General features: G+C 40.6%; 30 protein-coding genes and 2 tRNA genes. 7 read left to right on the top strand and 25 right to left on the bottom strand.

The annotated features are described in order from the left end of the window. Positions 1 to 239: 239 nt before the first annotated feature. The 15 genes from ON01_RS02625 to ON01_RS02560 form a co-directional block, all read right to left on the bottom strand. Positions 240 to 824: a nucleotidyltransferase family protein gene (locus tag ON01_RS02625; protein ID WP_010529446.1), complete on the bottom strand. Its 585-nt coding sequence runs from the start codon at positions 822 to 824 to the stop codon at positions 240 to 242. A gap of 218 nt (positions 825 to 1,042) precedes the next feature. Next, positions 1,043 to 1,675 carry an ABC-2 transporter permease gene (locus tag ON01_RS02620; RefSeq protein ID WP_010529327.1) on the bottom strand — a complete coding sequence of 211 codons (633 nt, stop codon included), beginning with the start codon at positions 1,673 to 1,675 and terminating at the stop codon, positions 1,043 to 1,045. After that, positions 1,676 to 2,527: an ABC transporter ATP-binding protein gene (locus tag ON01_RS02615; protein ID WP_010529326.1), complete on the bottom strand. Its 852-nt coding sequence runs from the start codon at positions 2,525 to 2,527 to the stop codon at positions 1,676 to 1,678. It lies immediately after the preceding gene. A 110-nt stretch (positions 2,528 to 2,637) separates the two neighbouring features. Next, the gene (locus tag ON01_RS02610; protein WP_010529325.1) at positions 2,638 to 2,958 is read right to left on the bottom strand and encodes a type II toxin-antitoxin system RelE/ParE family toxin; all 321 of its coding nucleotides are present in this window, start codon (positions 2,956 to 2,958) and stop codon (positions 2,638 to 2,640) included. Further along, positions 2,945 to 3,211, bottom strand: coding sequence for a type II toxin-antitoxin system Phd/YefM family antitoxin (locus ON01_RS02605; RefSeq protein WP_010529324.1), 267 nt, complete (start codon positions 3,209 to 3,211; stop codon positions 2,945 to 2,947). Before ON01_RS02605 ends, ON01_RS02610 begins: the two co-directional genes overlap by 14 nt. Positions 3,212 to 3,488: 277 nt before the next feature. After that, positions 3,489 to 3,824 carry a YolD-like family protein gene (locus tag ON01_RS18475; RefSeq protein ID WP_010529445.1) on the bottom strand — a complete coding sequence of 112 codons (336 nt, stop codon included), beginning with the start codon at positions 3,822 to 3,824 and terminating at the stop codon, positions 3,489 to 3,491. 473 nt (positions 3,825 to 4,297) lie between these two features. Further along, the gene (locus ON01_RS02595; protein WP_010529444.1) at positions 4,298 to 4,780 is read right to left on the bottom strand and encodes an ArpU family phage packaging/lysis transcriptional regulator; all 483 of its coding nucleotides are present in this window, start codon (positions 4,778 to 4,780) and stop codon (positions 4,298 to 4,300) included. Positions 4,781 to 4,834: 54 nt separating this feature from the next. Then, positions 4,835 to 5,005, bottom strand: a complete 171-nt coding sequence (locus ON01_RS19425; RefSeq protein ID WP_175284920.1) for a hypothetical protein — start codon at positions 5,003 to 5,005, stop codon at positions 4,835 to 4,837. Between the two features lie 2 nt (positions 5,006 to 5,007). After that, entirely contained in the window at positions 5,008 to 5,265 is a 258-nt protein-coding gene (locus ON01_RS02590; RefSeq protein ID WP_010529443.1) for a hypothetical protein, read from the bottom strand. Continuing rightward, entirely contained in the window at positions 5,265 to 5,483 is a 219-nt protein-coding gene (locus ON01_RS02585) for a hypothetical protein (protein ID WP_010529442.1), read from the bottom strand. Before ON01_RS02585 ends, ON01_RS02590 begins: the two co-directional genes overlap by 1 nt. A 102-nt stretch (positions 5,484 to 5,585) precedes the next feature. Beyond that, on the bottom strand, positions 5,586 to 5,768 hold the full coding sequence (locus ON01_RS02580; RefSeq protein WP_010529441.1) for a hypothetical protein: 183 nt from the start codon (positions 5,766 to 5,768) through the stop codon (positions 5,586 to 5,588). After that, entirely contained in the window at positions 5,769 to 6,548 is a 780-nt protein-coding gene (locus ON01_RS02575) for an ATP-binding protein (protein WP_010529440.1), read from the bottom strand. It lies immediately after the preceding gene. A gap of 12 nt (positions 6,549 to 6,560) precedes the next feature. Continuing rightward, the gene (locus ON01_RS02570; RefSeq protein ID WP_010529439.1) at positions 6,561 to 7,367 is read right to left on the bottom strand and encodes a phage replisome organizer N-terminal domain-containing protein; all 807 of its coding nucleotides are present in this window, start codon (positions 7,365 to 7,367) and stop codon (positions 6,561 to 6,563) included. A gap of 39 nt (positions 7,368 to 7,406) precedes the next feature. After that, positions 7,407 to 7,718: a hypothetical protein gene (locus tag ON01_RS02565; protein WP_010529438.1), complete on the bottom strand. Its 312-nt coding sequence runs from the start codon at positions 7,716 to 7,718 to the stop codon at positions 7,407 to 7,409. A gap of 43 nt (positions 7,719 to 7,761) precedes the next feature. Continuing rightward, complete coding sequence (locus ON01_RS02560) at positions 7,762 to 7,977, bottom strand: helix-turn-helix domain-containing protein (RefSeq protein ID WP_010529437.1); 216 nt, start codon at positions 7,975 to 7,977, stop codon at positions 7,762 to 7,764. A 171-nt stretch (positions 7,978 to 8,148) separates the two neighbouring features. Between ON01_RS02560 and ON01_RS02555 the strand changes: the two genes are divergently transcribed. The 3 genes from ON01_RS02555 (at position 8,149) to ON01_RS02545 (ending at position 10,300) form a co-directional block, all read left to right on the top strand. Beyond that, complete coding sequence (locus ON01_RS02555) at positions 8,149 to 8,526, top strand: helix-turn-helix domain-containing protein (protein WP_010529436.1); 378 nt, start codon at positions 8,149 to 8,151, stop codon at positions 8,524 to 8,526. Positions 8,527 to 8,649: 123 nt separating this feature from the next. After that, positions 8,650 to 9,114 (top strand): ImmA/IrrE family metallo-endopeptidase, encoded by a 465-nt coding sequence (locus ON01_RS02550; protein ID WP_010529435.1) that lies wholly within the window; start codon positions 8,650 to 8,652, stop codon positions 9,112 to 9,114. After that, positions 9,104 to 10,300, top strand: coding sequence for a site-specific integrase (locus ON01_RS02545; RefSeq protein ID WP_010529434.1), 1,197 nt, complete (start codon positions 9,104 to 9,106; stop codon positions 10,298 to 10,300). The genes ON01_RS02550 and ON01_RS02545 overlap by 11 nt, the downstream gene beginning before the upstream one ends. A gap of 88 nt (positions 10,301 to 10,388) precedes the next feature. Here ON01_RS02545 and groL read toward each other — a convergent pair whose 3' ends face one another. After that, positions 10,389 to 12,023: a chaperonin GroEL gene (groL, locus tag ON01_RS02540; RefSeq protein ID WP_010529433.1), complete on the bottom strand. Its 1,635-nt coding sequence runs from the start codon at positions 12,021 to 12,023 to the stop codon at positions 10,389 to 10,391. A gap of 54 nt (positions 12,024 to 12,077) precedes the next feature. Further along, positions 12,078 to 12,362, bottom strand: a complete 285-nt coding sequence (gene groES, locus ON01_RS02535) for a co-chaperone GroES (protein ID WP_010529432.1) — start codon at positions 12,360 to 12,362, stop codon at positions 12,078 to 12,080. Positions 12,363 to 12,636: 274 nt separating this feature from the next. On the opposite strand from groES, the gene ON01_RS02530 reads away from it, so the two are divergent. Next, positions 12,637 to 13,350, top strand: a complete 714-nt coding sequence (locus ON01_RS02530) for a CPBP family intramembrane glutamic endopeptidase (RefSeq protein ID WP_010529431.1) — start codon at positions 12,637 to 12,639, stop codon at positions 13,348 to 13,350. Positions 13,351 to 13,356: 6 nt separating this feature from the next. Further along, the gene (locus ON01_RS02525) at positions 13,357 to 13,560 is read left to right on the top strand and encodes a YdiK family protein (protein WP_010529430.1); all 204 of its coding nucleotides are present in this window, start codon (positions 13,357 to 13,359) and stop codon (positions 13,558 to 13,560) included. A gap of 85 nt (positions 13,561 to 13,645) precedes the next feature. On the opposite strand, the gene moaC is transcribed toward ON01_RS02525, so the two are convergent. Next, on the bottom strand, positions 13,646 to 14,155 hold the full coding sequence (gene moaC, locus ON01_RS02520; RefSeq protein ID WP_010529429.1) for a cyclic pyranopterin monophosphate synthase MoaC: 510 nt from the start codon (positions 14,153 to 14,155) through the stop codon (positions 13,646 to 13,648). A 136-nt stretch (positions 14,156 to 14,291) separates the two neighbouring features. On the opposite strand from moaC, the gene ON01_RS02515 reads away from it, so the two are divergent. Beyond that, entirely contained in the window at positions 14,292 to 16,205 is a 1,914-nt protein-coding gene (locus tag ON01_RS02515) for an ABC-F family ATP-binding cassette domain-containing protein (RefSeq protein ID WP_010529428.1), read from the top strand. A gap of 46 nt (positions 16,206 to 16,251) precedes the next feature. Continuing rightward, a complete protein-coding gene (locus tag ON01_RS02510) occupies positions 16,252 to 17,379 on the top strand; it encodes a trans-sulfuration enzyme family protein (RefSeq protein ID WP_010529427.1) in 1,128 nt (375 codons plus the stop codon). A 287-nt stretch (positions 17,380 to 17,666) separates the two neighbouring features. Here the strand turns inward: ON01_RS02510 and tsaD are convergent, their stop codons facing one another. The 7 genes from tsaD to ON01_RS02475 all read right to left on the bottom strand — a co-directional run bounded on the left by tsaD (position 17,667) and on the right by ON01_RS02475 (position 21,795). Beyond that, positions 17,667 to 18,677, bottom strand: coding sequence for a tRNA (adenosine(37)-N6)-threonylcarbamoyltransferase complex transferase subunit TsaD (tsaD, locus tag ON01_RS02505; RefSeq protein WP_010529426.1), 1,011 nt, complete (start codon positions 18,675 to 18,677; stop codon positions 17,667 to 17,669). Beyond that, positions 18,674 to 19,123, bottom strand: coding sequence for a ribosomal protein S18-alanine N-acetyltransferase (gene rimI / locus ON01_RS02500; RefSeq protein ID WP_010529425.1), 450 nt, complete (start codon positions 19,121 to 19,123; stop codon positions 18,674 to 18,676). The genes tsaD and rimI overlap by 4 nt, the downstream gene beginning before the upstream one ends. Next, positions 19,116 to 19,817, bottom strand: a complete 702-nt coding sequence (tsaB, locus tag ON01_RS02495; RefSeq protein WP_010529424.1) for a tRNA (adenosine(37)-N6)-threonylcarbamoyltransferase complex dimerization subunit type 1 TsaB — start codon at positions 19,815 to 19,817, stop codon at positions 19,116 to 19,118. Before tsaB ends, rimI begins: the two co-directional genes overlap by 8 nt. A 12-nt stretch (positions 19,818 to 19,829) precedes the next feature. After that, the gene (tsaE, locus tag ON01_RS02490; RefSeq protein WP_010529423.1) at positions 19,830 to 20,291 is read right to left on the bottom strand and encodes a tRNA (adenosine(37)-N6)-threonylcarbamoyltransferase complex ATPase subunit type 1 TsaE; all 462 of its coding nucleotides are present in this window, start codon (positions 20,289 to 20,291) and stop codon (positions 19,830 to 19,832) included. Then, positions 20,288 to 21,271 (bottom strand): thiamine-phosphate kinase, encoded by a 984-nt coding sequence (thiL, locus tag ON01_RS02485; RefSeq protein WP_010529422.1) that lies wholly within the window; start codon positions 21,269 to 21,271, stop codon positions 20,288 to 20,290. Before thiL ends, tsaE begins: the two co-directional genes overlap by 4 nt. 222 nt (positions 21,272 to 21,493) lie before the next feature. Further along, a tRNA-Asp gene (locus ON01_RS02480) sits at positions 21,494 to 21,570 on the bottom strand. Between the two features lie 148 nt (positions 21,571 to 21,718). After that, a tRNA-Met gene (locus ON01_RS02475) sits at positions 21,719 to 21,795 on the bottom strand. Positions 21,796 to 21,993 lie beyond the last annotated feature (198 nt).

Below are 21,993 nucleotides of genomic sequence, written 5' to 3'. Positions count from 1 at the left end.
TAAAACATAAAGGCAGCTCTCTTTTATTCGCTGGATTGCTAATTGAAATTTATGATTAATTTTTTCAGAATCAGACTCGTTTATTATGTAGCCTTTGTCATCCAAGGAACATAAGGATCCTATTTCTCTAATCTCGGTCATTATATAAAATCCCCCATTTCTTTTGTTGATTGTGTTTATTCGAAAATATGGCCCTATGATGCAACATTGGTACAATACTTATTAGAGATAAGCTCCCGTTAGCTTAATACAGTTGGAATATGCTGAACCTTTATCTGATTCCAATTCGATGTCCAATTCTTCTTCAATATCCGTTTTTCATAAACTGCTGCACGTTCCTTGGTCTCTGCGAAAAATGCAGTTGGCTTTACTATCATATTTAGAACATCATCGACCCCATGGGGGGCAGCCAATACCAAGTTGTCATGTTCATCTAGCTTAACCCCCAAAGCCGTTGCTGTCTCTGGAAATTTTGATATGGCATCAACAGAGGATGAATAAGGGGAAATATTATTGGCAAGGTGCATTCTAGCCTCATCCTTTACAGACCAAGGCTCATTAGGACAAAAACTTAACAGCCTTTGCTCAAGTTCCTTTTCTTTATCCTCATCTGTATTTGTATCATCAAAATAGATTACATCAATATCGGGCGTGGTTGTCTTTTTATCAAATTCGTGTAAAGTATCCCAAACCTTCGACCGAACAAAACCAGCGCAGACCCACCAATCTGGTAAATTTAACGATTTTGCCATGACCAAAATATTCGTCATCCAATCATCTTCACCAATTAACTTTAATATATCAAGCTCGTTTTTTAGTTCCATGCTAGCCCCCATTTTCTTTCTTCGCTATGCCGCAAAATGGGCCTACAATGGCAAACTGGACGCTGCCCTTTATTCCGGAAGCGCGCCCGTTAGTTGAAAGATGGAATCAAATCATATTGATCTGTTCCTGAATTCAAATATAGCTGTCAGTACAAAATTCAGACCCTTAATGAACCAATAAATACCGACTAACTAAGAGCAAAACGTTTTTTATGTTTTTAGAATTCTTTTCTATTATATATAAACACGGCAATGAAATAAGAAAGAATATATATGATAATACCAAGTATTATATATACTAACGAAATGTATAAAGATGGATCTATAGATAGTGTAAATTGGTTTAATAAATACCTAACCCCAAAATGCACAAAGAGCCCTACAAATCCACCTCCAAGTACAATAGCGTCAGATTTTTCTGCCCCAAAAATATAGAGAAGTGGATAGATCATCGCGCCAGCAAAGAGAACTATGAAAAACCCAATAGATACAGTATTAAATATGCCATCAACCGGTGTATCTGAAAATAGATCATATGCATAAATAACGCCATACGATAGAAACGCTCCGATAATTACAACTGAAAAATAAAAAATATAATGACTTTGCACAATGTTTTTTCGACTAACCGGTAAAGTAAGTACATACTTGTCATAACCAGACTTGCTTTCAGTTTTTATAACTTCAAGTGAAGGCAACGTCATTAACAAGATAATTAACAAAGCAGCTATACCGCTTACCATAGCACCTGCAAAATATAAAATTACACCAGATACCAATATTGCAAGTCCTATGTACGCAAGAATACTTCGATAAACGAGGTAATAGTTTGTCAATAATAGACCTTTCATTTATTTTTCACCCCTCGTTAAAAAGACACTAAGTTCTTCCATTGAGATGCTTTTAGAATTAAGTCCATTCGGCAATTCCTTTTTATCTGATACAAGTACACTGAAATAAGTGCCATAGTCCCTTTTCGCAACAACTATTTCTTTGTTTAGTAAGGTTAGTTGTTCTTCATTAACATCTACAATTGTATAACTTGCAAAAACCTTATCCTTTTCTTCATTTAATAAAATTTCACCATCTTTTATTATGACAATATGGCTAGCTATTTTCTCAACATCACTCATAATATGAGATGAAAGTAATACACCACCGTTATTCTTTCTCACAAACCTTTTTAACTCATCCAACACTTGTTCTCTTGATGAGGGATCAAGTCCTCCTGTCGCTTCATCCAGAAGTAATAGTTGTGCATTATGCGACAACGCAACGGCTACAGACAGTTTCATTGACATCCCACGTGAGAATTTATTGACTTTTTTGTCTGTAGGTAAAGAGAAAGAATTAACTAATCGATAAAAATCATCTTGTTTCCAAGAGTCAAACATTTTTATAAAAACTTTATTTAGTTGTTTGATTGTAAGGTGGGCTGGTAAATTCATAGCATCAAATACGACACCAACCTCCTCCTTAATCTTGGCATTTTTATGTATATTTTCTTCACCAAATATTTTAGCCGTACCGCCATCTTTAGAAATTAATCCTAATACTGATTTAAATGTTGTTGATTTACCTGACCCGTTGTCACCAATGAACCCAACAATCGATCCAGGAGGAACGTTGAATGTAACGTTTTTTAAGACAAGGCTGTTACCAAATGATTTACTAATATTTTCAAGCTCTAAAAGGTTTGTCATTATTCCACTCCTATAGAGATACCTTATTCCACAATATGGCCGATTCTAATGGACGCCTTCTTCCACGAAAGCGCCCGATTGGGGTGAATGAGCCAGCAATGACCACTATACTAAATAAGATCTTGGTAGTTTTGTGCTCCAAATAGGACACGCATGACAACAACTTGCCTTTCTTCTTCTCTGACTAGATAAAAGGCAATGTAATTCTCGATGACGAGCTTACGGTAACCTTTATTTTTTAAAATTTCATCCGTTACAAAACTACAGGAAAAAGGGAATTCTTTTAGCCTCATGACATTCGTCTCTATCCTCTTCAAAAGGTTGTCGGCTGCACCTTCATTATCAAGTTCATTAGAGATGTAGCTATAAATCTCATCCAAATCTTCAAATGCTTTCGGTGCAATCTTAATTGTATATTTATTTTCTTTCATATTTTTTCTTTAGATCCTTAAAGACCTTTTCCCCATCTAAAAGTTCATCTCCGTTTTTTATTTGGCCTTCCGCTTGAGCTAACTTTTCGTATAACTCCAGCTTAGCTAAAGAATTCTCATAGGCTTCCATGCTCATGACAACCATATCCCCATAACCATTTTTTGTGATGAATAATGGTTCCTTTATTTGGTGACACAGTTCAGAGATTTCCGTTGTATTTCTTAATTCTTTTATCGGGCGGATTTCAGGCATAACATCATCTCCTTATTTCATTATTATGCCTTAGTTATATCATTATTATGTCCCTTCATCAATTAAATTTCGTTTCCCACAAACCTAATTTCATTAAGATCGCCGCAAATATCACCCTTTAGAAAAATCCAATGTAGGATATTTGTTTAAGACGCTTATTCCACAATATGGCCCGTTTGCTGAAGAAACATTCTTTTAAAAATTCTTTATTAATTTTAACATAAAATTCGAAATGATTGGTCAGAACAAAACAGTTTAGATATTGTTTATCAGCTTATTAATCAATCACAACCTCCATAACATCATCAAGAGGAACCGAAGTATTTTCCTCATTGTCAAATTTCAAAGCATTAGCTAGTGTATCGACCATCAATAACTTACCTTTTATTTTTTGAAAATCATGTATACCCTGATCATAATATTCAACCTCGACTGTAAGATCGTTTTGTAACGCAAGTTGTAACTTGGTATTAAGTTCAAACTGCTTTTGCTCATCTAGGATTGGCTTCTTTTTATATTCTTGTTCTCGCCACATTTGCTGCAGCATCTCTTCATGTTCCGGCATCATCATAGCAGTCCACTTTTTTGTCCCTCTATCGTTAACTTCACTCACTTTAAAACCTCCCAAAAACAAACATTTGTTCGTATTATAACATAACAATTAATACTATGTGCAATGAATTTTATAAGCGCAAGTGTACATTATCGGTGATAACATGTACGCCATAACTATTTTAGGGATATTTTCAATGTTTTCATGAAAATGCACCAAACAGATTTTACTCTCAAGAATACCCCTTTAGACTATCGTGTCCGAAGGGGTAAGCGGTGTATTTTACCTTAACCTCATATAAGACTTAACACTATAGCTTTGCACAAGTGATGAGGAAAATGATGATAAATGGAATACCCAGCACCCATAACCAAAACTCGGCAGAATAAACCATGTTCAAATAAATGTCGGTATGCATAAACCATTGGAAGACAGCCAGGAATACAATGCCACAGAATGTTGAAAAAGCCACAACAACATAACGAATAACATGATAAGCAATGATTTTTTGACTGTATGAGCAACGGACATCATCAGGAAAATCCCCTTTCAGCAAAGACACCGTATAGATGCCGTCCGAGTATTTCCAGTGCTTCTTTCTTGATTTCATAATACCTTGTTTTTCCGACAAATAGTTGCGGATAAATGACCTCGTCACTATATCGAGAACCGTCATTACGTTTACGCAAATACTTCAATTCAATCAATTCTTGTTCGATCGGGCTTAATGAATAAATGGTTGAATGCAATATTTCCAGCCATTCTGATGCTTGTATTGTTTTTATGGCATACATTTCTGTCTTACTCTTTTTAAAGTTGCTGGATCCATGCGGCATATCCGATATAGAAGAAATAATGCTTGGCACCTTTGTTTCGTTTGCTATTGCTTTTATTTTAAAATACCGGTTTAACCAGTTTTTTTCCGCATGCTCTATATAGAAATACTGTTCATCCTTTAAAATGTCTTCAATTTCCTCTTGCGTGAACATGTTCTCAACATCCGAGCTGAATTGCATTATGCGATTCACCCTTTCTTACATGCTAGATATTGATTCCAAGCTTGATTCGCTTCAATTGGCAGGATGATGTTTAGCCAATGAATGTAACGCCCATGCTATCCTTTGAAAATAAACTGAGGCATGATCCAAATCATCCTGTTCGATAGCTTTTAAAGCTTTGGCTAGATTCATATCATAATAATCCCATTCTTGATTCATGTATGCTTGAACAATTTGAGACACGATTAAATCCCCCTTAATGAACTATAATTTAAAATCTCACTGACACAGTCATATAAATCTTCTTTATTTGAATAGCATTCATGGTTAAATTCAGAGGCCATTTCGTACAGGCCATGCTGATTTTTTATGAGCGTTACTTTTATTTCTGGAATATACTCAGAATAGCCCTGCTGTATATTGCAAATGGCATTAAATAAAGGATCAGACTCTTTTCCCAGGTATTCATAAACATTTATTTGCTGGATTGTCTGTTCACTCATCATGATCTTCCTTCCATGTCATTACACGTTCCGTTTACCGTTGGATTCATAATTATATACCTTAACTGCCCTATCAACATTTCTTCTTCGCTGTTCCGGCCATGTAACGTCTGCAGCCATAAACGATACATGGTTAATGCCTCGGAAATAAGATGGGCTTCAGAATATCCAGCTTCAATCAAGATCTTTCCTTCATCACTTTTGTTAATGGCTTGCATCTTAGCCCTCCTCGATTAAAGTTATCTATACAGACGATTTCACATATCAGCTAACAATGGTATAATTGAAGATATCCTCTTGGACATCAGAAAGTTTGATATTTAGGCGTATCGTTGCTTTCTGTTTTCCAGTTCATTAAGATATTTTCTTGTTTCAGCTGCCGTTGGTACATATTTGTCACCAACGGAGCTTTTATTTTGCATCCATTCCCGCCATTTCCTATCGGTCTCCACTTGATTATCCTTCGGGTCAAACACCATCACACTTTGCATGCCTTGCCACATTTAAAACGCCCTCCTTCTATAATCTGAACCATTTATAACGATAACGTTTGTATTGTCCATCATTCTTGAGAAATTCCGTTCATTGACCCGTTCTTTAAGTTCATCACTGCTTAAATTGGTCGTATAAACGGTTGCTTTACCTGAGCGATCATCCAGTATCTCGAAAAGTTTAGACGTAGACCATTCTGTTTGTTGTTCCGCCCCAATATCATCCAGCACTAATAAATCCACACGTTGAATAATATTTAACAGTTCCTCTTCTGTAACGCCTTTCGTATTATAGGTTCCCTTGACTTTAGTAAGCAATTTTGGAAGTGAGAGAAACAAGCATTCATAGTCTCTTTTCATCAACGCTTTCGTTATCGAAATCGAAAGATGACTTTTTCCTGTTCCATAATCGCCTGTCAATAAGAGATTCTGTTTTCGATCAAATGAATGGCTATACGCCAATGCCTTTTCTTTAGCCCCCTTTAAGTTGCTGTCGAGTGAATCAAAGTTATCGAATGTTGCTTCTTTCAGCGAGTCATTTATCAGCGAATAATAATTAAAACTGTCCATCAGCTTGCTGTGTTTGAGCTGACTGTATTTTTGTTCGGCTGCCTTTGCCAACTTAATGTCATCGCAAATACAACCGTAATTAGCTATGATTTGTTCCCCTCCACGTGGTCCAGAAGGAATGATCAATTCTGTTTGTGATACGTGTTGATTGCAACCATCACACACAAACGTTTGAAGTAGTTTTTGTTCTGGACTTTTTATATGCTGTTTAACACTTTCCATCAGGAAATCCTCCTAAAATCCGTAATTATAGCCATCATCAGTTGAACCCGCCTTCTTATTGGACTTTCGAGTTCTATTCTGAAATTGATTCCGATATGCCTGTTCTTCAGCATTAGCTTGCTCAACAGTGAAAATCTTGTTTTTTTGCCATGACTTAAGTATTCTCTCAGTGTATCCCCATGACTTCTTATTACGTTTAATGGCTCGTTTCATGGCTTCAATAACTAAATCTTTACCTAAATCATTAGTCCACTTAAGAATAGATTCTTGTTCATAAGGACTGGCAACCCCAAAATTTTTTTCATAAAATTTGGTTGCATTATTAGTAGTAGTAGATGTATTCTCTTCTTCTTTCTCTTCTTCTACTTCTTCTTCTGTTGCGTGATTGTCACGTGACGTCACATTTTTTGATTTTTGCTCAATTTGCTTAGCCTTCTCACGGTCCCTTTGCTTTTGTTTTCTTAATTTATTCTGCTGTCTCACCCTTTCCATTCCTTCAACATTCTGGTGGTTTTCCCAATTAGTAATGTGTATAAAGGAATCTTCGTCAATGTGAATCATTCCAAATTCACGTAAAGTCTTTAATGCAAGTCGTACAGTATTAACCGGCCTACCGAATATTGTAGCGAGCATTTCTTCCGTGTATGGAATATTTTCATTTAGATAAATATAGCCATTTGCATTGGTTTTTCCTGCTTGCGCCAATAATTTCACCCAAATAACCAGAATGGTATCTGCCTCTGGCATTTGTTCGATTAATTTTATCTTTTCATCCTCAAACATGGATATATCTAACTTAATCCATTTTAGTTCTTGCATTACTATCTCTCCTTAGCTGTTTGGGACATGGTTCTTTACTTAAATGGCGCTGTATGGATACTTCATACGCACTTCTTGTGCATTCTGTGCTGATGAGTATAACCAATCGAAAAACATCTTTGTAGGCACTTTAGGATGACCTAACTCCCTCGTGACTGGAAAATCTCCACGGTTGAATAACTCGTTACACTTAGTAGGACCAACCCCTGTAATATCCATGAATTGTTTTCTTGTCAGCAATGGTGGCAATTCTGATTCCTTTAATTCTTCAACGAGGATCGGCACCAATTGTTTTTTGATTTCGTTTGCGAATGTTTGTATTTCTTCCGAGCTGAATGTTGTGTTTGGCATTCCCATCACCATCCTTACAATGTAAGTTTTAATTCAAATAACATTACTCATTTCGTTCCTTTTTGGAACAGTCATTACTAAAAAAAATTACCCAGTTAAACCTCAATGAATTAGCAATATTTTTTGCTGTATCAACAGAAGGCTTTTTTGTTCCTCGTTCTATACGAGTGTAATGACTTCTTGAAATCTCAGATAGACAAGAAACTTCATTTTGGGTATAACCTTTTTTACCACGAATTTCTTTGAGCCAAAATCTCATTTCGCACCTCCTTTACGTTCCCTTAAGAAACATTATACTTGCTATAATATGTTACTTAAGGGAACATGTCAACAATTAACAGAGAATTTATTATACTTTTAGGAACAAAGGATGAAGTTACTGAAAGAAACCTTTATAATGTAGGTAGTAGCTGGAAAGTAGTGATAATATATGAGTCTCCTCTCTGAACGTCTGAAAACTTATAGAGAAGAACTTAAAAAAAACAACAAAAAATGGACCCAACAATATGTTGCTGAGAAAATTGGTGTGGCTAGAGTTACCTATACAGCTTATGAACGTGGTACTAAAACACCACCTCTGGACATTATTAATCAAATTGCTGATTTATTTGATATTGATACAGACTATCTTCATGGAAGAACAAACGATCCTAGCAAGGGGGTTGATGAGGAACTAAAAGAATTATTAAATGACCCACAAACTGACTTAATGTTCAACAACTGGAGAACCATGACTGATGAGGAAAGAAGAGAAGTGCTTGATACAATTGAATATCTCCATTTTAAAAGGAAAAGGGGAAAAAAATAATTCTACAGCCAAATACGGAGACTATAGTAACTGAAGATAAGCGAATTTAGAAAATAGGAAATTACACGGTGTACATATAATTGTATACCTTTATTTTTATACTTTATTAGAACAAATGTTCCGATGGAGGGTTGTTATATTAATACTCATCTTGAAGACTATATACAGAATTTGTACAAGTTTCTCCGTATCAATAGACCAGAACAATTAACAATTGATAATATTGCTAAGAGACTCAATTTAAATATTTATTACGGCAAATTCAGTCTCCGTTTCGGAAATGACTTAGTAATCCAAAAATCGACAAGACAGCGAGAGTGGCAGTTATTTGGTCACGAAGTTGGTCATTATTTGAGGCATTGTGGAAATCATCTAACTTTGCATTGTTTGTTTTTAGACATGCAGGAATGGCAAGCCAATCATTTTGCTTACCATTTCTGTGTGCCAACCTTCATGTTGCAGAAAATAGAAAATCTAACAGTATATGATATTATGAATCTATTTAACGTGGAACATGATTTTGCCGTGAGACGCTTAGAGATGTACCAAAATAAACTATACAAGGAGGGCATGAATCATGTATTGTAAGAAAATCAAAACTAAATCTGGACAAGTTAAATGGGAGTGTGTTGCTGATGGTCCCAGAGACCCTGCTACTGGTAGACGTAAACAAATAACGCGACGAGCTAAGACACAACGAGAAGCTAAAAAGCGTGTCCAAGACGCCGTACGGTCAATTGATGAAGATAAAATCGATGAAAATTCTGGAAAACACATCACATTCGATCAAGTTGCATCTGCTTGGATGAATGTATATAAACAGACAGGTATCAAAAGAAGCACTGTCCGAATCCGGGAAAAAGAGGTTGCAATCTTAAACCGGCATATGGCCAAAACACCAATTGCAAACATCACATACTCCATGTACCAAAAATTCATCAATGACATTTCGCCCGATTATGCTCGGACAACAGTTCAAGGGGTGAATACATCAGCCGGCATGATATTTCAACATGCCGTAAAAGACAGGCTGATTAAAGAAAGTCCGAACCGGGACGTTGTTATACCAAAGAAGCGAAAAACAGTTGAGGAAATCGAATTAGAACCAATTGAACAGAGGTTTTTAACAAACGATGAATTAAATGAGTTTTTAAATGCTGTTTTACAACATGGGCAGGAATTGGATATTGAACGTTTCTACCTTTTAGCTTTTTCTGGTATGCGCTCAGGGGAGTTATGTGCTTTAAAATGGTCTGACATTGACTTTGACACTAACGCTATCCGCATTACGAAAACATTATATAATGAAGATAACAATATGCGCAAATATGAATTGACACCACCAAAGACAAATGGGTCTATACGCTCATTTGAAATGGATAACAAAATCATGCAACTCATTAAATCACATTACAGACGTCAGAAAAAGATCAAAATGAAATATCGCAGTGAATTGGAGCATGATGGCAACTTTGTTTTTTGCCGGGTGAATGGATATCCATATATACAAAAGAACATTGTGACCAGAATGTCCAGACTGTTGGAATACACAAATATCGAAAAAAAAGCGACACCACACATCTTTCGGCATACACATATAAGTATGCTTGCTGAAGCTGGTGTTGACCTTGCAACTGTTATGGAACGGGTAGGACACGACGACCCGCAAACGACATTAAAAATCTACACTCATGTGACCAAAAAAATGAAAAAAGACGCTTCCGCAAAAGTTAGCAACTTATACGAAAACGCCCTTTCAAACATAAATTTATAAAAATGTGAGGCTGATGTGAGGTTTCCAGAAATCAAGCACCTTTATAAACCTCACGATCGTTGATTTGGCAGTATTTATAGAGCGACTATTACATCATGCCGCCCATTCCGCCCATGCCACCCATGTCAGGTGCACCGCCGCCGCCATCACTTTCTTCTGGATGGTCAGCAACGACTGCTTCGGTTGTTAGGAACATCGCTGCAACGGAAGCAGCGTTTTGCAGCGCTGAACGGGTAACTTTTGTCGGGTCAACGATTCCCGCGTCAACCATATTAACCCATTCGCCGTTTGCTGCGTTGAAGCCGATGCCGACTTCCTCGCCTTTCAGACGCTCAACGACGATGGAGCCTTCAAGACCAGAGTTGTGTGCGATCTGACGAATTGGTTCTTCAAGTGCACGCAGTACAATGTTGGCACCTGTTGCTTCATCATCGGTCAGGTTGAGTTCGCCGATTTTTGAAAGAGCATTGATATATGCTGTTCCACCGCCGGAAACAAGACCTTCCTCAACGGCAGCGCGTGTAGAGTTTAACGCATCCTCAATACGGAGCTTACGTTCTTTCAGTTCGGTTTCAGTTGCTGCACCGACTTTAATGACCGCTACACCGCCTGCCATTTTTGCAAGACGTTCCTGTAGTTTTTCTTTGTCAAATTCAGAAGTTGTCTCTTCAGCTTGTGCACGGACCTGTGAAACACGCTGGGAGATGGCTTCAGGGTTGCCAGCACCCTCAACAATGGTTGTGTTGTCTTTTGTCACAACGATTTTGTTAGCACGGCCAAGCTGTTCCATTGTAGCGTTCTTCAGCTCAAGACCAAGGTCTTCTGTGATAACTTCAGCGCCTGTTAATGTTGCAATGTCTTCAAGCATTGCTTTACGGCGGTCACCGAATCCTGGTGCTTTAACGGCTACTGCGTTGAATGTGCCGCGCAGTTTGTTGACAACCAGTGTTGCGAGAGCTTCGCCTTCAACATCTTCAGCGATGATCAAAATTGGCTTGCCCTGTTGAACAACCTGCTCCAGTACAGGCAATACTTCCTGGATATTGCCGATCTTCTTATCAGTAATCAGGACGTACGGATCTTCAAGTTCTGCTTCCATTTTATCCTGGTCAGTTACCATGTACGGGGAAGCATACCCGCGGTCGAATTGCATACCTTCAACAACTTCAAGTTCAGTATTGAAGCCTTTTGATTCTTCGATTGTAATAACACCGTCATTGCCGACACGTTCCATCGCTTCTGCAATCAGGTTACCGACTTCATCATCGCCGGAAGAGATAGCTGCAACCTGGGAAATGGATTCTCTGCCTTCAATCGGCTCAGAAATACCTTTCAACTCGTTAACAGCTGATTCGACGGCTTGTTCGATACCACGACGGACACCTACTGGGTTAGCACCGGATGCAACGTTTTTAAGGCCCTCACGGATCATAGCCTGTGCAAGGACGGTCGCAGTTGTTGTACCGTCACCGGCAACGTCGTTTGTTTTGGATGCAACTTCGGACACGAGCTGTGCACCCATGTTTTCAAAATGATCTTCCAGTTCGATTTCTTTGGCAATCGTTACACCATCATTAGTGATTAGCGGTGAACCGAATTTTTTATCCAATACAACATTACGGCCTTTTGGTCCCAATGTTACTTTAACCGCATCTGCCAGTGTATCAACACCACGCAACATGGCACGGCGGCCTTCTTCACTAAATTTTAGTTCTTTAGCCATTTAAAACGCCTCCTCGAAAGTTTATCTATGTCCTGACATTGATTCAGCTATAGGTTATTCCACTACAGCCAAAATGTCGTTTTCACGCAGAATTAAGTAATCATTTCCGGAGTAACTCACTTCTGTTCCGGCGAATTTTGAGTAAATGACACGATCTCCTTCTTTAACTTCAAGCGCAACTTTTTCACCATTGTCTGCTGCGCGTCCGGAACCTACTGCAACAACAGTGCCTTCCTGGGGCTTTTCCTGTGCGGAATCCGGAAGAACAATGCCGCTTGCTGTTGTTTCCTCTTGCTCCACAAGTTCAATTACAACACGATCTCCTAGTGGTTTAATCATGCCGACAACCTCCTTAGTTCCCTTTTCATGTATTTGAAGGATCTTGTTAGCACTCCAAAGCATCGAGTGCTAATTCCAATTATTATAATAAATAATTCATTAATAAAATGCAAGCATTTTCGTCCGTGATTTTTTCAATTTTACAAGTAACCCTCTATCAGCCCGTTACATTATAAATGCATATACTATTTATGCTAAAATGTAGATTGTAATTTTTAGATTCTAATGTAATACATATACTATATAAACCAAGCATTAAAGGAGTCGTTAAATTTTGGCGAAACGTTACTGGTATGTGGTTATAACGTACATTATTATGCAATTTTCGGGGTTTGTGTTTGCACCGCTTCTGTATCTGTTGACACCTCTCGGGCAGATGCAAGCATCAATTTACTGGTCCATTTTTAGTTTTATTGCCGCGCTTGCCATTGTGCTATTGCTCCTGCGCCCTGATATGAAAACAACGCCGCATCGCAATGCTGCATCAGCCGGCGAAATCGTGCTGTGGTCTATTGCTGGTCTGTTCATGGCGTATTTTGCCAACTATATAGCCACCATGATTGAAACCTACGTATTAGGTATAACACCCGGCTCGGAGAACACGCAAATGATTATGGATATCACCCGGACAGTGCCCTTCTTCGTAATCGTTACAGCGATTGTGGCACCAATTCTAGAAGAGATTGTTTTCCGCAAAATCATCTTCGGCGAACTTTACAAACGAATGGGCTTTTTTCTGGCAGCTGCCATTTCCGCATTCGTTTTTGGGATTATACACGGAGAGCCTGAACATATCCTGATATATGCTTCCATTGGTTTTGTATTTGCATTTCTTTATGTAAAAACGAAGCGTATTATCGTGCCTATTATTGCGCACATGGTCATGAACTCCATATCCGTTATCATCCAGTTATTACTTGATCCGGAAAGGATTGAACAGATGATGAAACAGCTGGAACAAATGCAGATGATACTTATTGGAGGCTAATTTTTTATGAAAATATCACCAAAAATATTGGGGATTATTTACTTCCTGCTGGGCATTTTATTCACCTATGTAGCCATCTTGAGTGCGGACGAGACAATCTGGAATTTCCTTACCATGCTGCTCGCCTTCTTTGCCACACTCGACTTTGGTGTCAGTATACGCATGTTTATGATCCATTCCAAAATAAAGAAACATAACAAAAAGAAGTAGTGCTTGCTATGATGCACTGCTTCTTTTTAATAATCTGGTGGTTCAGGTTATTTAAAACCTGTGATATAGCGGCAGCTGTGGTATTTTATTTTGATTCACTGTCATCTTCCTTGGCATCCCGCAGGTAGTCACCCGATTTACCACCGGTTTTGGCCACTAAATAGGTCTGGCCGATAATCATGCCTTTATCAAGTGCCTTACACATATCATATATGGTCAGCGCTGTTGCTGAGGCTGCTGTCAACGCCTCCATCTCCACACCAGTCGCCCCTTTTGTTTTGACCGATACTTCAATCTGCAGTTCATATATACCGCCAGCGATTTTCCAGTTAAATGAAATATCGGTTCCTTTTAATTGCAGCGGATGACACATGGGAATCCAGTCTGATGTGTTTTTGGCAGCCATGATCCCTGCTACTTGTGCAACTGCAAGAACGTCTCCTTTTTTCATGGTATTGGATGCGATTTTTTCATAGATTTCTTTTGTCAGCTGGATACTCGAGGCAGCTGTGGCAGTACGTTCGGTTTCACCCTTTTCACTAATATCAACCATTCTTGCCCTGCCCTGTTCATTAAAATGTGTGAAATCTGACATATTCTCATCCCCATTCAACCATTTCTGCCTTACCCCTATTCTATCAGAAAAAAATTGATAAATCGTGATAAAGTTCACAATATGATTGCCCTTCCAAATCGGAATAAGGTACACTTGGATGGAGGAGTGAACAGCAATGATACTAATGCAGCTCAATGACGTATCCAAGTCATTCGGAGCCGAAGAAATACTAGCCAATGTTAAACTTGAAATAAACACAAACGACCGGATCGCGATTGTCGGCCGAAATGGCGCCGGAAAGTCAACGGTTTTAAAAATTATGGCAGGAGAGCTTTCTTACGATGAAGGGGAGGTCTTCAAGCCAAAAGGCCTTTCCATCGGTTACCTGACCCAGCACACCAGTCTTGAGTCTGACAAAACGATCTGGGATGAGATGACCACGGTATTTGCCAACTTGCTCAAACAACAGCGAGAACTGCGCCAATTAGAAGAAAAAATGGCCCAGGCTGAATCGCTGTCGGCTGCCGATTATGAACAGCTTCTGCTGGATTATGACCGAAAACAGCAAGCTTTCGACGCAGGTGGAGGATACCGGTATGAGGCAGATATAAAGGCTGTCCTCACCGGGTTGAATTTTCAAGACTATGATTACAACACACCAATCAATGAGTTGAGCGGCGGGCAAAAGACCCGTCTGGCGCTCGGGAAACTGTTATTGAAGAAGCCGGAACTGTTAATTTTGGATGAGCCGACGAACCATCTTGATATCGATACCATGGCATGGCTCGAAAATTACCTGATCAGTTATCCCGGCGCCGTTACGATTGTATCGCACGACCGCTATTTCCTTGATAAAACCGTATCGACTGTCTATGAAATAAGCCGGCATCAATCGAAAAAATATAACGGTAACTATAGCTACTATTTAAAACAGCGGGCGCTGGATTACGAGAAAGAATTAAAGGAATATGAGAAGCAGCAAACTGAGATTAAGCGAATGGAATTCTTCATACAAAAGAACATTGCCCGTGCCTCGACAACCAAGCGTGCCCAAAGCAGGCGCAAGCAGCTCGCAAAAATGGAAAAACTGGACAAGCCAAAAGGTGATGAAAAATCAGCTTCATTTTCATTCGGTGTTAACCGGCCAAGCGGAAATGATGTGCTGAAAGTTGATCAGCTTGCCTTTCAATATGATAACGAACCAGTATTCTCCAATGTAACGATGCATGTGAACCGCGGTGAGCGGATTGCTCTGGTTGGTCCAAACGGAGTCGGAAAAACAACATTATTAAAGACAATTCTGGGCCGGCTGCAACCGGAGTCAGGATCAATCAAGATCGGCACCAATGTCCAAATCGGCTATTACGACCAGGAACAGCAGCTGCTGAATTCGGCCAAGACCGTTTTGGATGAACTTTGGGATGACTACCCTGACGTTGATGAGAAGGATATCCGGACCGTATTAGGGAACTTTCTATTTTCCGGAGAAGATGTCAAAAAACTTGTCTACTCACTAAGCGGAGGCGAAAAGGCACGTCTGTCGCTGTCTAAGCTCATGATGCAAAATGCCAATTTACTTGTGCTGGACGAGCCGACCAACCATTTGGATATCGACAGTAAAGAGGTTCTTGAAGCTGCTATGATGGACTTTCCGGGAACGATTATATTTGTGTCGCACGACCGCTATTTCATCAACAAAATTGCTGATAAAGTGGTGGAAATGCAGCGCAACGGAGCCACTGCCTATCTTGGTGACTATGACTATTACATTGAGAAGAAGCAAGAAGAAGCTGAAATTGAAAGGCTGCTCCATAAAGAAGAAACGGTAAAATCTGAAGGACAAGGAAAGGCGAAGTTCCGGGAAGATAAGCAGCTCCAGCGGGAGAGGCGAAGAAAAGAGCGCCGGATAAGTGAGCTCGAAGAATCCATTGAACGGCAGGAAGCGGAACTGGCAGCACTTGAACAAAAAATGACCAAGCCGGAAGTTTATGAGGATCACGAAAAATCACTTGAGCTCACGAATCAAACGAGCGAATTAAAGCAGAAAGTTGAACAATTAATGGAAGAATGGGCGTCACTGCAGGAATAATGTAACCTGTTGGGCTAACCAATCATTTTGAAAGCGGGGAATTTTTATGCGTTTTGAAACAAAAGCCATTCACTCCGGGCGTTCGATTGACAAATCAACCAGCTCGGTGACCATGCCAATCCATCTCTCTACAACATTCGAACGAGCTGCAGATGGGTCTTATCCAAATGAATTCGTATACAGCCGTGAAAGTAACCCAAATCGCCATGCTCTGGAAGACTGCCTCACATCGCTCGAGGATGGGCATGATTGCGTTGCTTTCGCATCAGGGATGGCAGCCATCACATCATTAATCGAAGCCCTTCCTGCCGATAAACCGCGCCGGGTGATTATGCCAAGCGATATGTATTATGGGGTTCGCTCCCTTCTTTCAGATACGGATATCGGATCCAATTTCGATATTGAAATGGTAGACATGACAGATCTCAATAATGTTGAGAAAGCTATAAATAAAGCTCCAACCGGTCTGGTTTGGATTGAGACACCTTCTAATCCACTTCTAAAGGTTACTGATATTGAAGCAGTGGCAAAGATAGCGCAAGAGGCAGGAGCTTATACTGTCGTTGACAATACGTGGGCTACTCCTGTTCTGCAGCGTCCTCTCAGTCTTGGGGTTGACTTCTCGCTCCATGCAGTGACGAAATACATCGGTGGCCATAGTGATTTAATGATTGGTGCGGCTATCGCAAAATCCGATAGCCCAATGCTTGCCAATCTCCGGGCCTGGCAACATTCGAAAGGTGCTGTGCCTTCTCCATTCGAGTGCTGGCTTGCTCTGCGCGGTGTACAATCGCTTGCCCAGCGTATGGCAACACACTGTTCAAATACATCGGCCATTGCGGATTTCCTAAAGCATCATCCGAATGTTGAAGCCGTTCATTATCCCGGTCTTGTTGATCATCCGGGACATCAGACTGCAGAACGGCAAATGGATTCATTTGGCGGTATGCTGTCCTTTCAGGTAAAAGGCGGTCAGGATGAGGCAATGGCTGTTGCTGCAAAGGTACAGCTGTTTATCCGTGCTACAAGTCTCGGTGGAACGCACAGTCTCATTGAGCATCGTGCTTCAGTTGAAGGAAGCACAACGATGGCCCCGCCTAATCTCCTGCGTCTATCGATCGGACTCGAGCATGTGGATGATCTCAAAGAAGATTTATCACAAGCGCTAGAATAAATAGAATGAAACTTCAATCAGTGGGGATTCTCCTTACCCGCTGATTGTAAGTTGAATGAATCGGGTATTTATGCGAAATTCACCCCCAACACTGCATTTTCCTTCTGTTAATATTTAGTCACAATTATACACACAAATCAACGCCCTAACCAGCATTCTCAACAGGGTTATGCACACTTTCCACAAACAACGGCGCAGTTATCCACAGAATTCATCCACATTATCATTAGCGGACAGTTTGGATTCCACAAAAAATATCCACATTGCTGTGAATAAGCATGTGGATATTAATTAAGCACCAGCGATGGATTTGCATTTAAATCCCAGCCGGATCGTTCTCCCTGTTTGTAGGCAACAAATCCTGCTGCCGCAATCATGGCTGCATTATCTGTGCACAAATTGATCGGCGGAATCAGCAAAGGACTATGCGTGCTACCGAATTTGGTTTCCAGCGCTTTCCGCAGCCCCTGATTAGCCGCAACACCGCCTGCGACAATCACTTGTCTTACATTATACTTTTGAGCAGCTTTGTACGTTTTGGCGGTCAGCACATCCACAACGCTGGCTTGGAAACTGGCTGCAATATCTTCCTTGTTCAGTGACTCTCCGCGCTGCGTGGCATTGTGGATTGTGTTGATAACTGACGATTTCAGGCCGCTGAAACTGAAGTCAAAACTGTCGTTCTCGAGCCATGCCCGCGGAAACTCGATCGATTCTTCCCCTTCCGCAGCCAATCGGTCAATCTGCGGGCCTCCGGGGTATGGCAGTTCCAGCATGCGGGCAACTTTATCATACGCCTCACCTGCTGCATCATCACGTGTCTCACCGATTAATTCATATGATCCATGCTCGTTCATCAAGACAAGTTCCGTATGACCACCGGAGACAATCAGGGCCAGAAGCGGAAATTCGAATTCGCGTTCAAATCGGTTCGCGTAAATATGTCCGGCAATATGATGAACACCTACCAATGGTTTCTGTTTGGCAAATGCCAATGCCTTGCCTGCATTAACGCCTACTAACAGCGCACCGACGAGCCCCGGCCCTTCTGTGACAGAAATCGCATCAACTTGCTCCCATGTCATATTAGCTTCTTTAAATGCTTCTTCCAAGACAATTGTGATTTGCTCGACATGATGGCGTGATGCAACTTCTGGAACAACACCGCCAAATCGCTTATGGCTGTCAATTTGCGAGGCTACCACGTTGGAGATAATCTCCCTGCCGTTTTTAACAATGGCAACAGCTGTTTCATCACAGCTTGTTTCAATTCCGAGAATATAGTTGTCCCTTTTCATGATAAATTCACCCACATCACAATGGCATCCTCCTGGTTGTCCGTATAATAATTTTCGCGAATGCCTCCGGGAACAAGCCCAAATTTTCGATACATCCGCTGTGCAACAGTATTGGAAACACGGACTTCAAGCGACAGTCGCTTCGCCCTCATCTGTATCGCTTGTTCCAATAAGTGTAGAAAGAGCGTTTCGCCCAATTTTCGTCCCCGAAACTCAGGCGTGACCGCGATACTGGTCACCTGCGCATCGTCAATCACATGCCACATTCCTGCATAACCGACCAATTGATGATCGATTAAAAGGACATAATAATTCGCAAAATCATTATCAGTCAGTTCCTGCACAATAATGTCCCTTGGCCACGGTGCCAAAAAGGTATTTTTCTCGACCTCCAGCACCGCATCAACGTCGGACAGTTTCATCTGCCGTATAACGACCTCAGCCATTTTTCTTGTTTTCCTTTTTCAGCCATTTTGCTTCTGCCTCTGCCAGCCGCAAATAATTTGGGGTTAAGCCGTGTGTACTGTACGGCTGAGTATGTAAGCCGGCAAACGCTAAGTGAGACGGATCAGCCATGTGGAACGGACCTTCCGGAATAATCGCCCTGTCACCTAAATAAGTCAGAATCAATTCCTCATGCTTTGTTATATCCGGACTTAAAAAAAGAACTTCCTTCGTTGTCTCAGCCAGTTCTTTCAACCATTCTTCCATCAACACATTCCGTTCATCATTAACTGATTCAAGCTTGTTATTTTTCGTTTGATACAGCCCCGTAAAGACCAATCCCCGGCGTGCATCAAAAAATGGGCATACATAGGAATTGTAAAACCGCCCCTGCCAGGCAAGTGCTTCAAGACTGGACACCCCGACGACCGGTATATCCAGCGACCATGCCATCGATTTTGCCGTTGTCAGACCGATTCGCACACCAGTATAGGAACCGGGGCCCTTGGCAACTACAATCTTGTCCAATTCTGCCGGCGTCATGGCTACTTCATGCATTAATTGATTGATGGCCGGCATTAACCGTACCGAATGATTCTTTTTTATATTCGTCGTAATATTGCCGATTAACTGACTGTCTTTCAGTAAGGCTACACCCAGTATTTGATTCGATGTATCGATTGCAAGTATATTCATGACAGAAACTCCTTACAGTGCACCAAGTAATTCAGATGCAACTGTGTCAAAATGTACACCCTTTGGAAGAAATTCCAATAGGCGGGTATGTTCATCGGTGTACGATATGTTGATCTTTAGGTACTCAGAAGGGAGAAATTCGCTGATGAAGTGTGCCCACTCAACAAGGCATACACCCTCACCATTAAAATATTCTTCAAAACCAATATCTTCATCGGAATCTTCCAGTCGATAAACATCCATGTGATAGAAAGGAAGTTCCCCCTGATATTCCTTAATAATGGTGAATGTGGGGCTGTTGACAACACGTTTAACACCAAGCCCAGCAGCAAGTCCTTTGGCAAAGGTAGTTTTACCGGATCCAAGGTCACCTTCCAGTATGATAACATCCCCCGGTTTTAAAAATAAGCCCAGCTGCTCGGCTGCATGTTTCGTTTCCAATTCAGAATGTGTTTCGATTTGATATTCACTCATTTTTTCACCTGCTTTAGGTGGGTATAGCCTTTTTTCTCTAATCGCTTTTTCGTCCGGCCGCGGTCAATCAAATATACCTCAGGACTAGAACGCTCAACGCTTTCAACATACCCGATTTCAGTGACCCTTGTTTGCGTTAACTCAGCGGCCCGCTTGACGTCTTCCCAGCTACTGGCCGGGACAGTGCCGATCAATTCAAAGTCTTCTCCGCCAAACAATTTCCATTTTAATTGCCGGTCTTCATTAAATTGATCAAAATGCGCACTGACGGGAAGTCTTTCTTCATAAATGGTCAAATGGACTTGCGAGGCTTCAGCAATTTCAATTGCTTCATTAGCTATCCCATCACTAATATCATTCAAAGCTAATCTTGGCAGAAATTCCAGTTCACTGGCAAATTCAGCCTTAATGGATGGCATCCAGTGTCTATGATAATAAAATGCCTTATCAATGTACTCACCAGGATTATTCAGCATAAAAAAACCAGCAGCCGAATCGCCTAAAGTCCCGGTCGCAAATACAACGTCATCAGGTTTGGCCACACTTCTATATCTGGCTTTGCTCCGGCCGACATAGCCAAATACCGTTATGGTTAACGCCAGTTCTTTACCTGATACCGTATCTCCGCCGATTAAGTCCATCTTATAAATGCTGCTTAACTCCGCCATTCCCTGATATATGCCATTCAGCTCTTCCCCATTCCACGATGCCGGTATAACGATTGATACAAGATAAAACGCCGGAACAGCTCCCATGGCAGACAAATCACTGATATTGGCTGCAAGTGTCCGGTAACCAATATGAAACGGGTTCATTGTGGATCTGGAAAAATGCACATCTTCAACAAAAGTATCGACAGCAGTGACAATATCATGTGTGGGCTGTCGAAAGACTGCCGCATCATCGCCAACACCTTTAATAAGTGAAGGTTGTTTATAGGTGTGTTGTTTTATCGCGTCAATAAATGCAAACTCATCCATTTTACCACCAAATTCATCTGTCATTATATTTTATAATAGCAAAAACCAATTAAAAAGGAAATTTGACGGCATCCTATCGTTGTATTGCGTTGTTCATTTTGAAAATCAATTTTTCACTGAAATACAACAATGACCGTTTTCACAGTAAAGAAAACGGTCATTCAATATTATATATTTTAATGATAAAACTTATGTTTCATACAGAGATTTATTAGCTTAAAATGGCGGTCCGGACGGGACTCGAACCCGCGACCTCCTGCGTGACAGGCAGGCATTCTAACCAGCTGAACTACCGGACCTTTTAGTTGAACTTTATAACACTACTGCCTCTCAACTAACACAGAAGTATATTTGGGAAAGCTAGTTGAAGTATTTTGATTGCATTTTACAGCACTACTGATTTTCAATTAGCATCGATGATTATTCGACGCAGTGAATTGAATAATTTGGTTGCGGGGGCAAGATTCGAACTTGCGACCTTCGGGTTATGAGCCCGACGAGCTACCAGACTGCTCCACCCCGCGATGTAAAAAAGCATGCTATTAGACACAAGAATTATTATAGGCATTTTTAGTGAAAAATGCAAGGATTTTTTTAATGAAAGACATATAAAATTGGCTTTGTATCATACTTTCACAGGACAAGCCACATCCAGCTTCAGCGTCCAGCGCGACTTCCCTCACCTCCGTACGATAAGGCAACATCGATTCACTTTCGCTCCC

The sequence above is a fragment of the Lentibacillus jeotgali genome, assembly GCF_000224785.1.
Lineage (GTDB): Bacteria > Bacillota > Bacilli > Bacillales > Amphibacillaceae > Lentibacillus > Lentibacillus jeotgali.
Note: the sequence above shows the minus strand (reverse complement) of the source record. Positions and strands in the feature narration are given on the sequence as shown.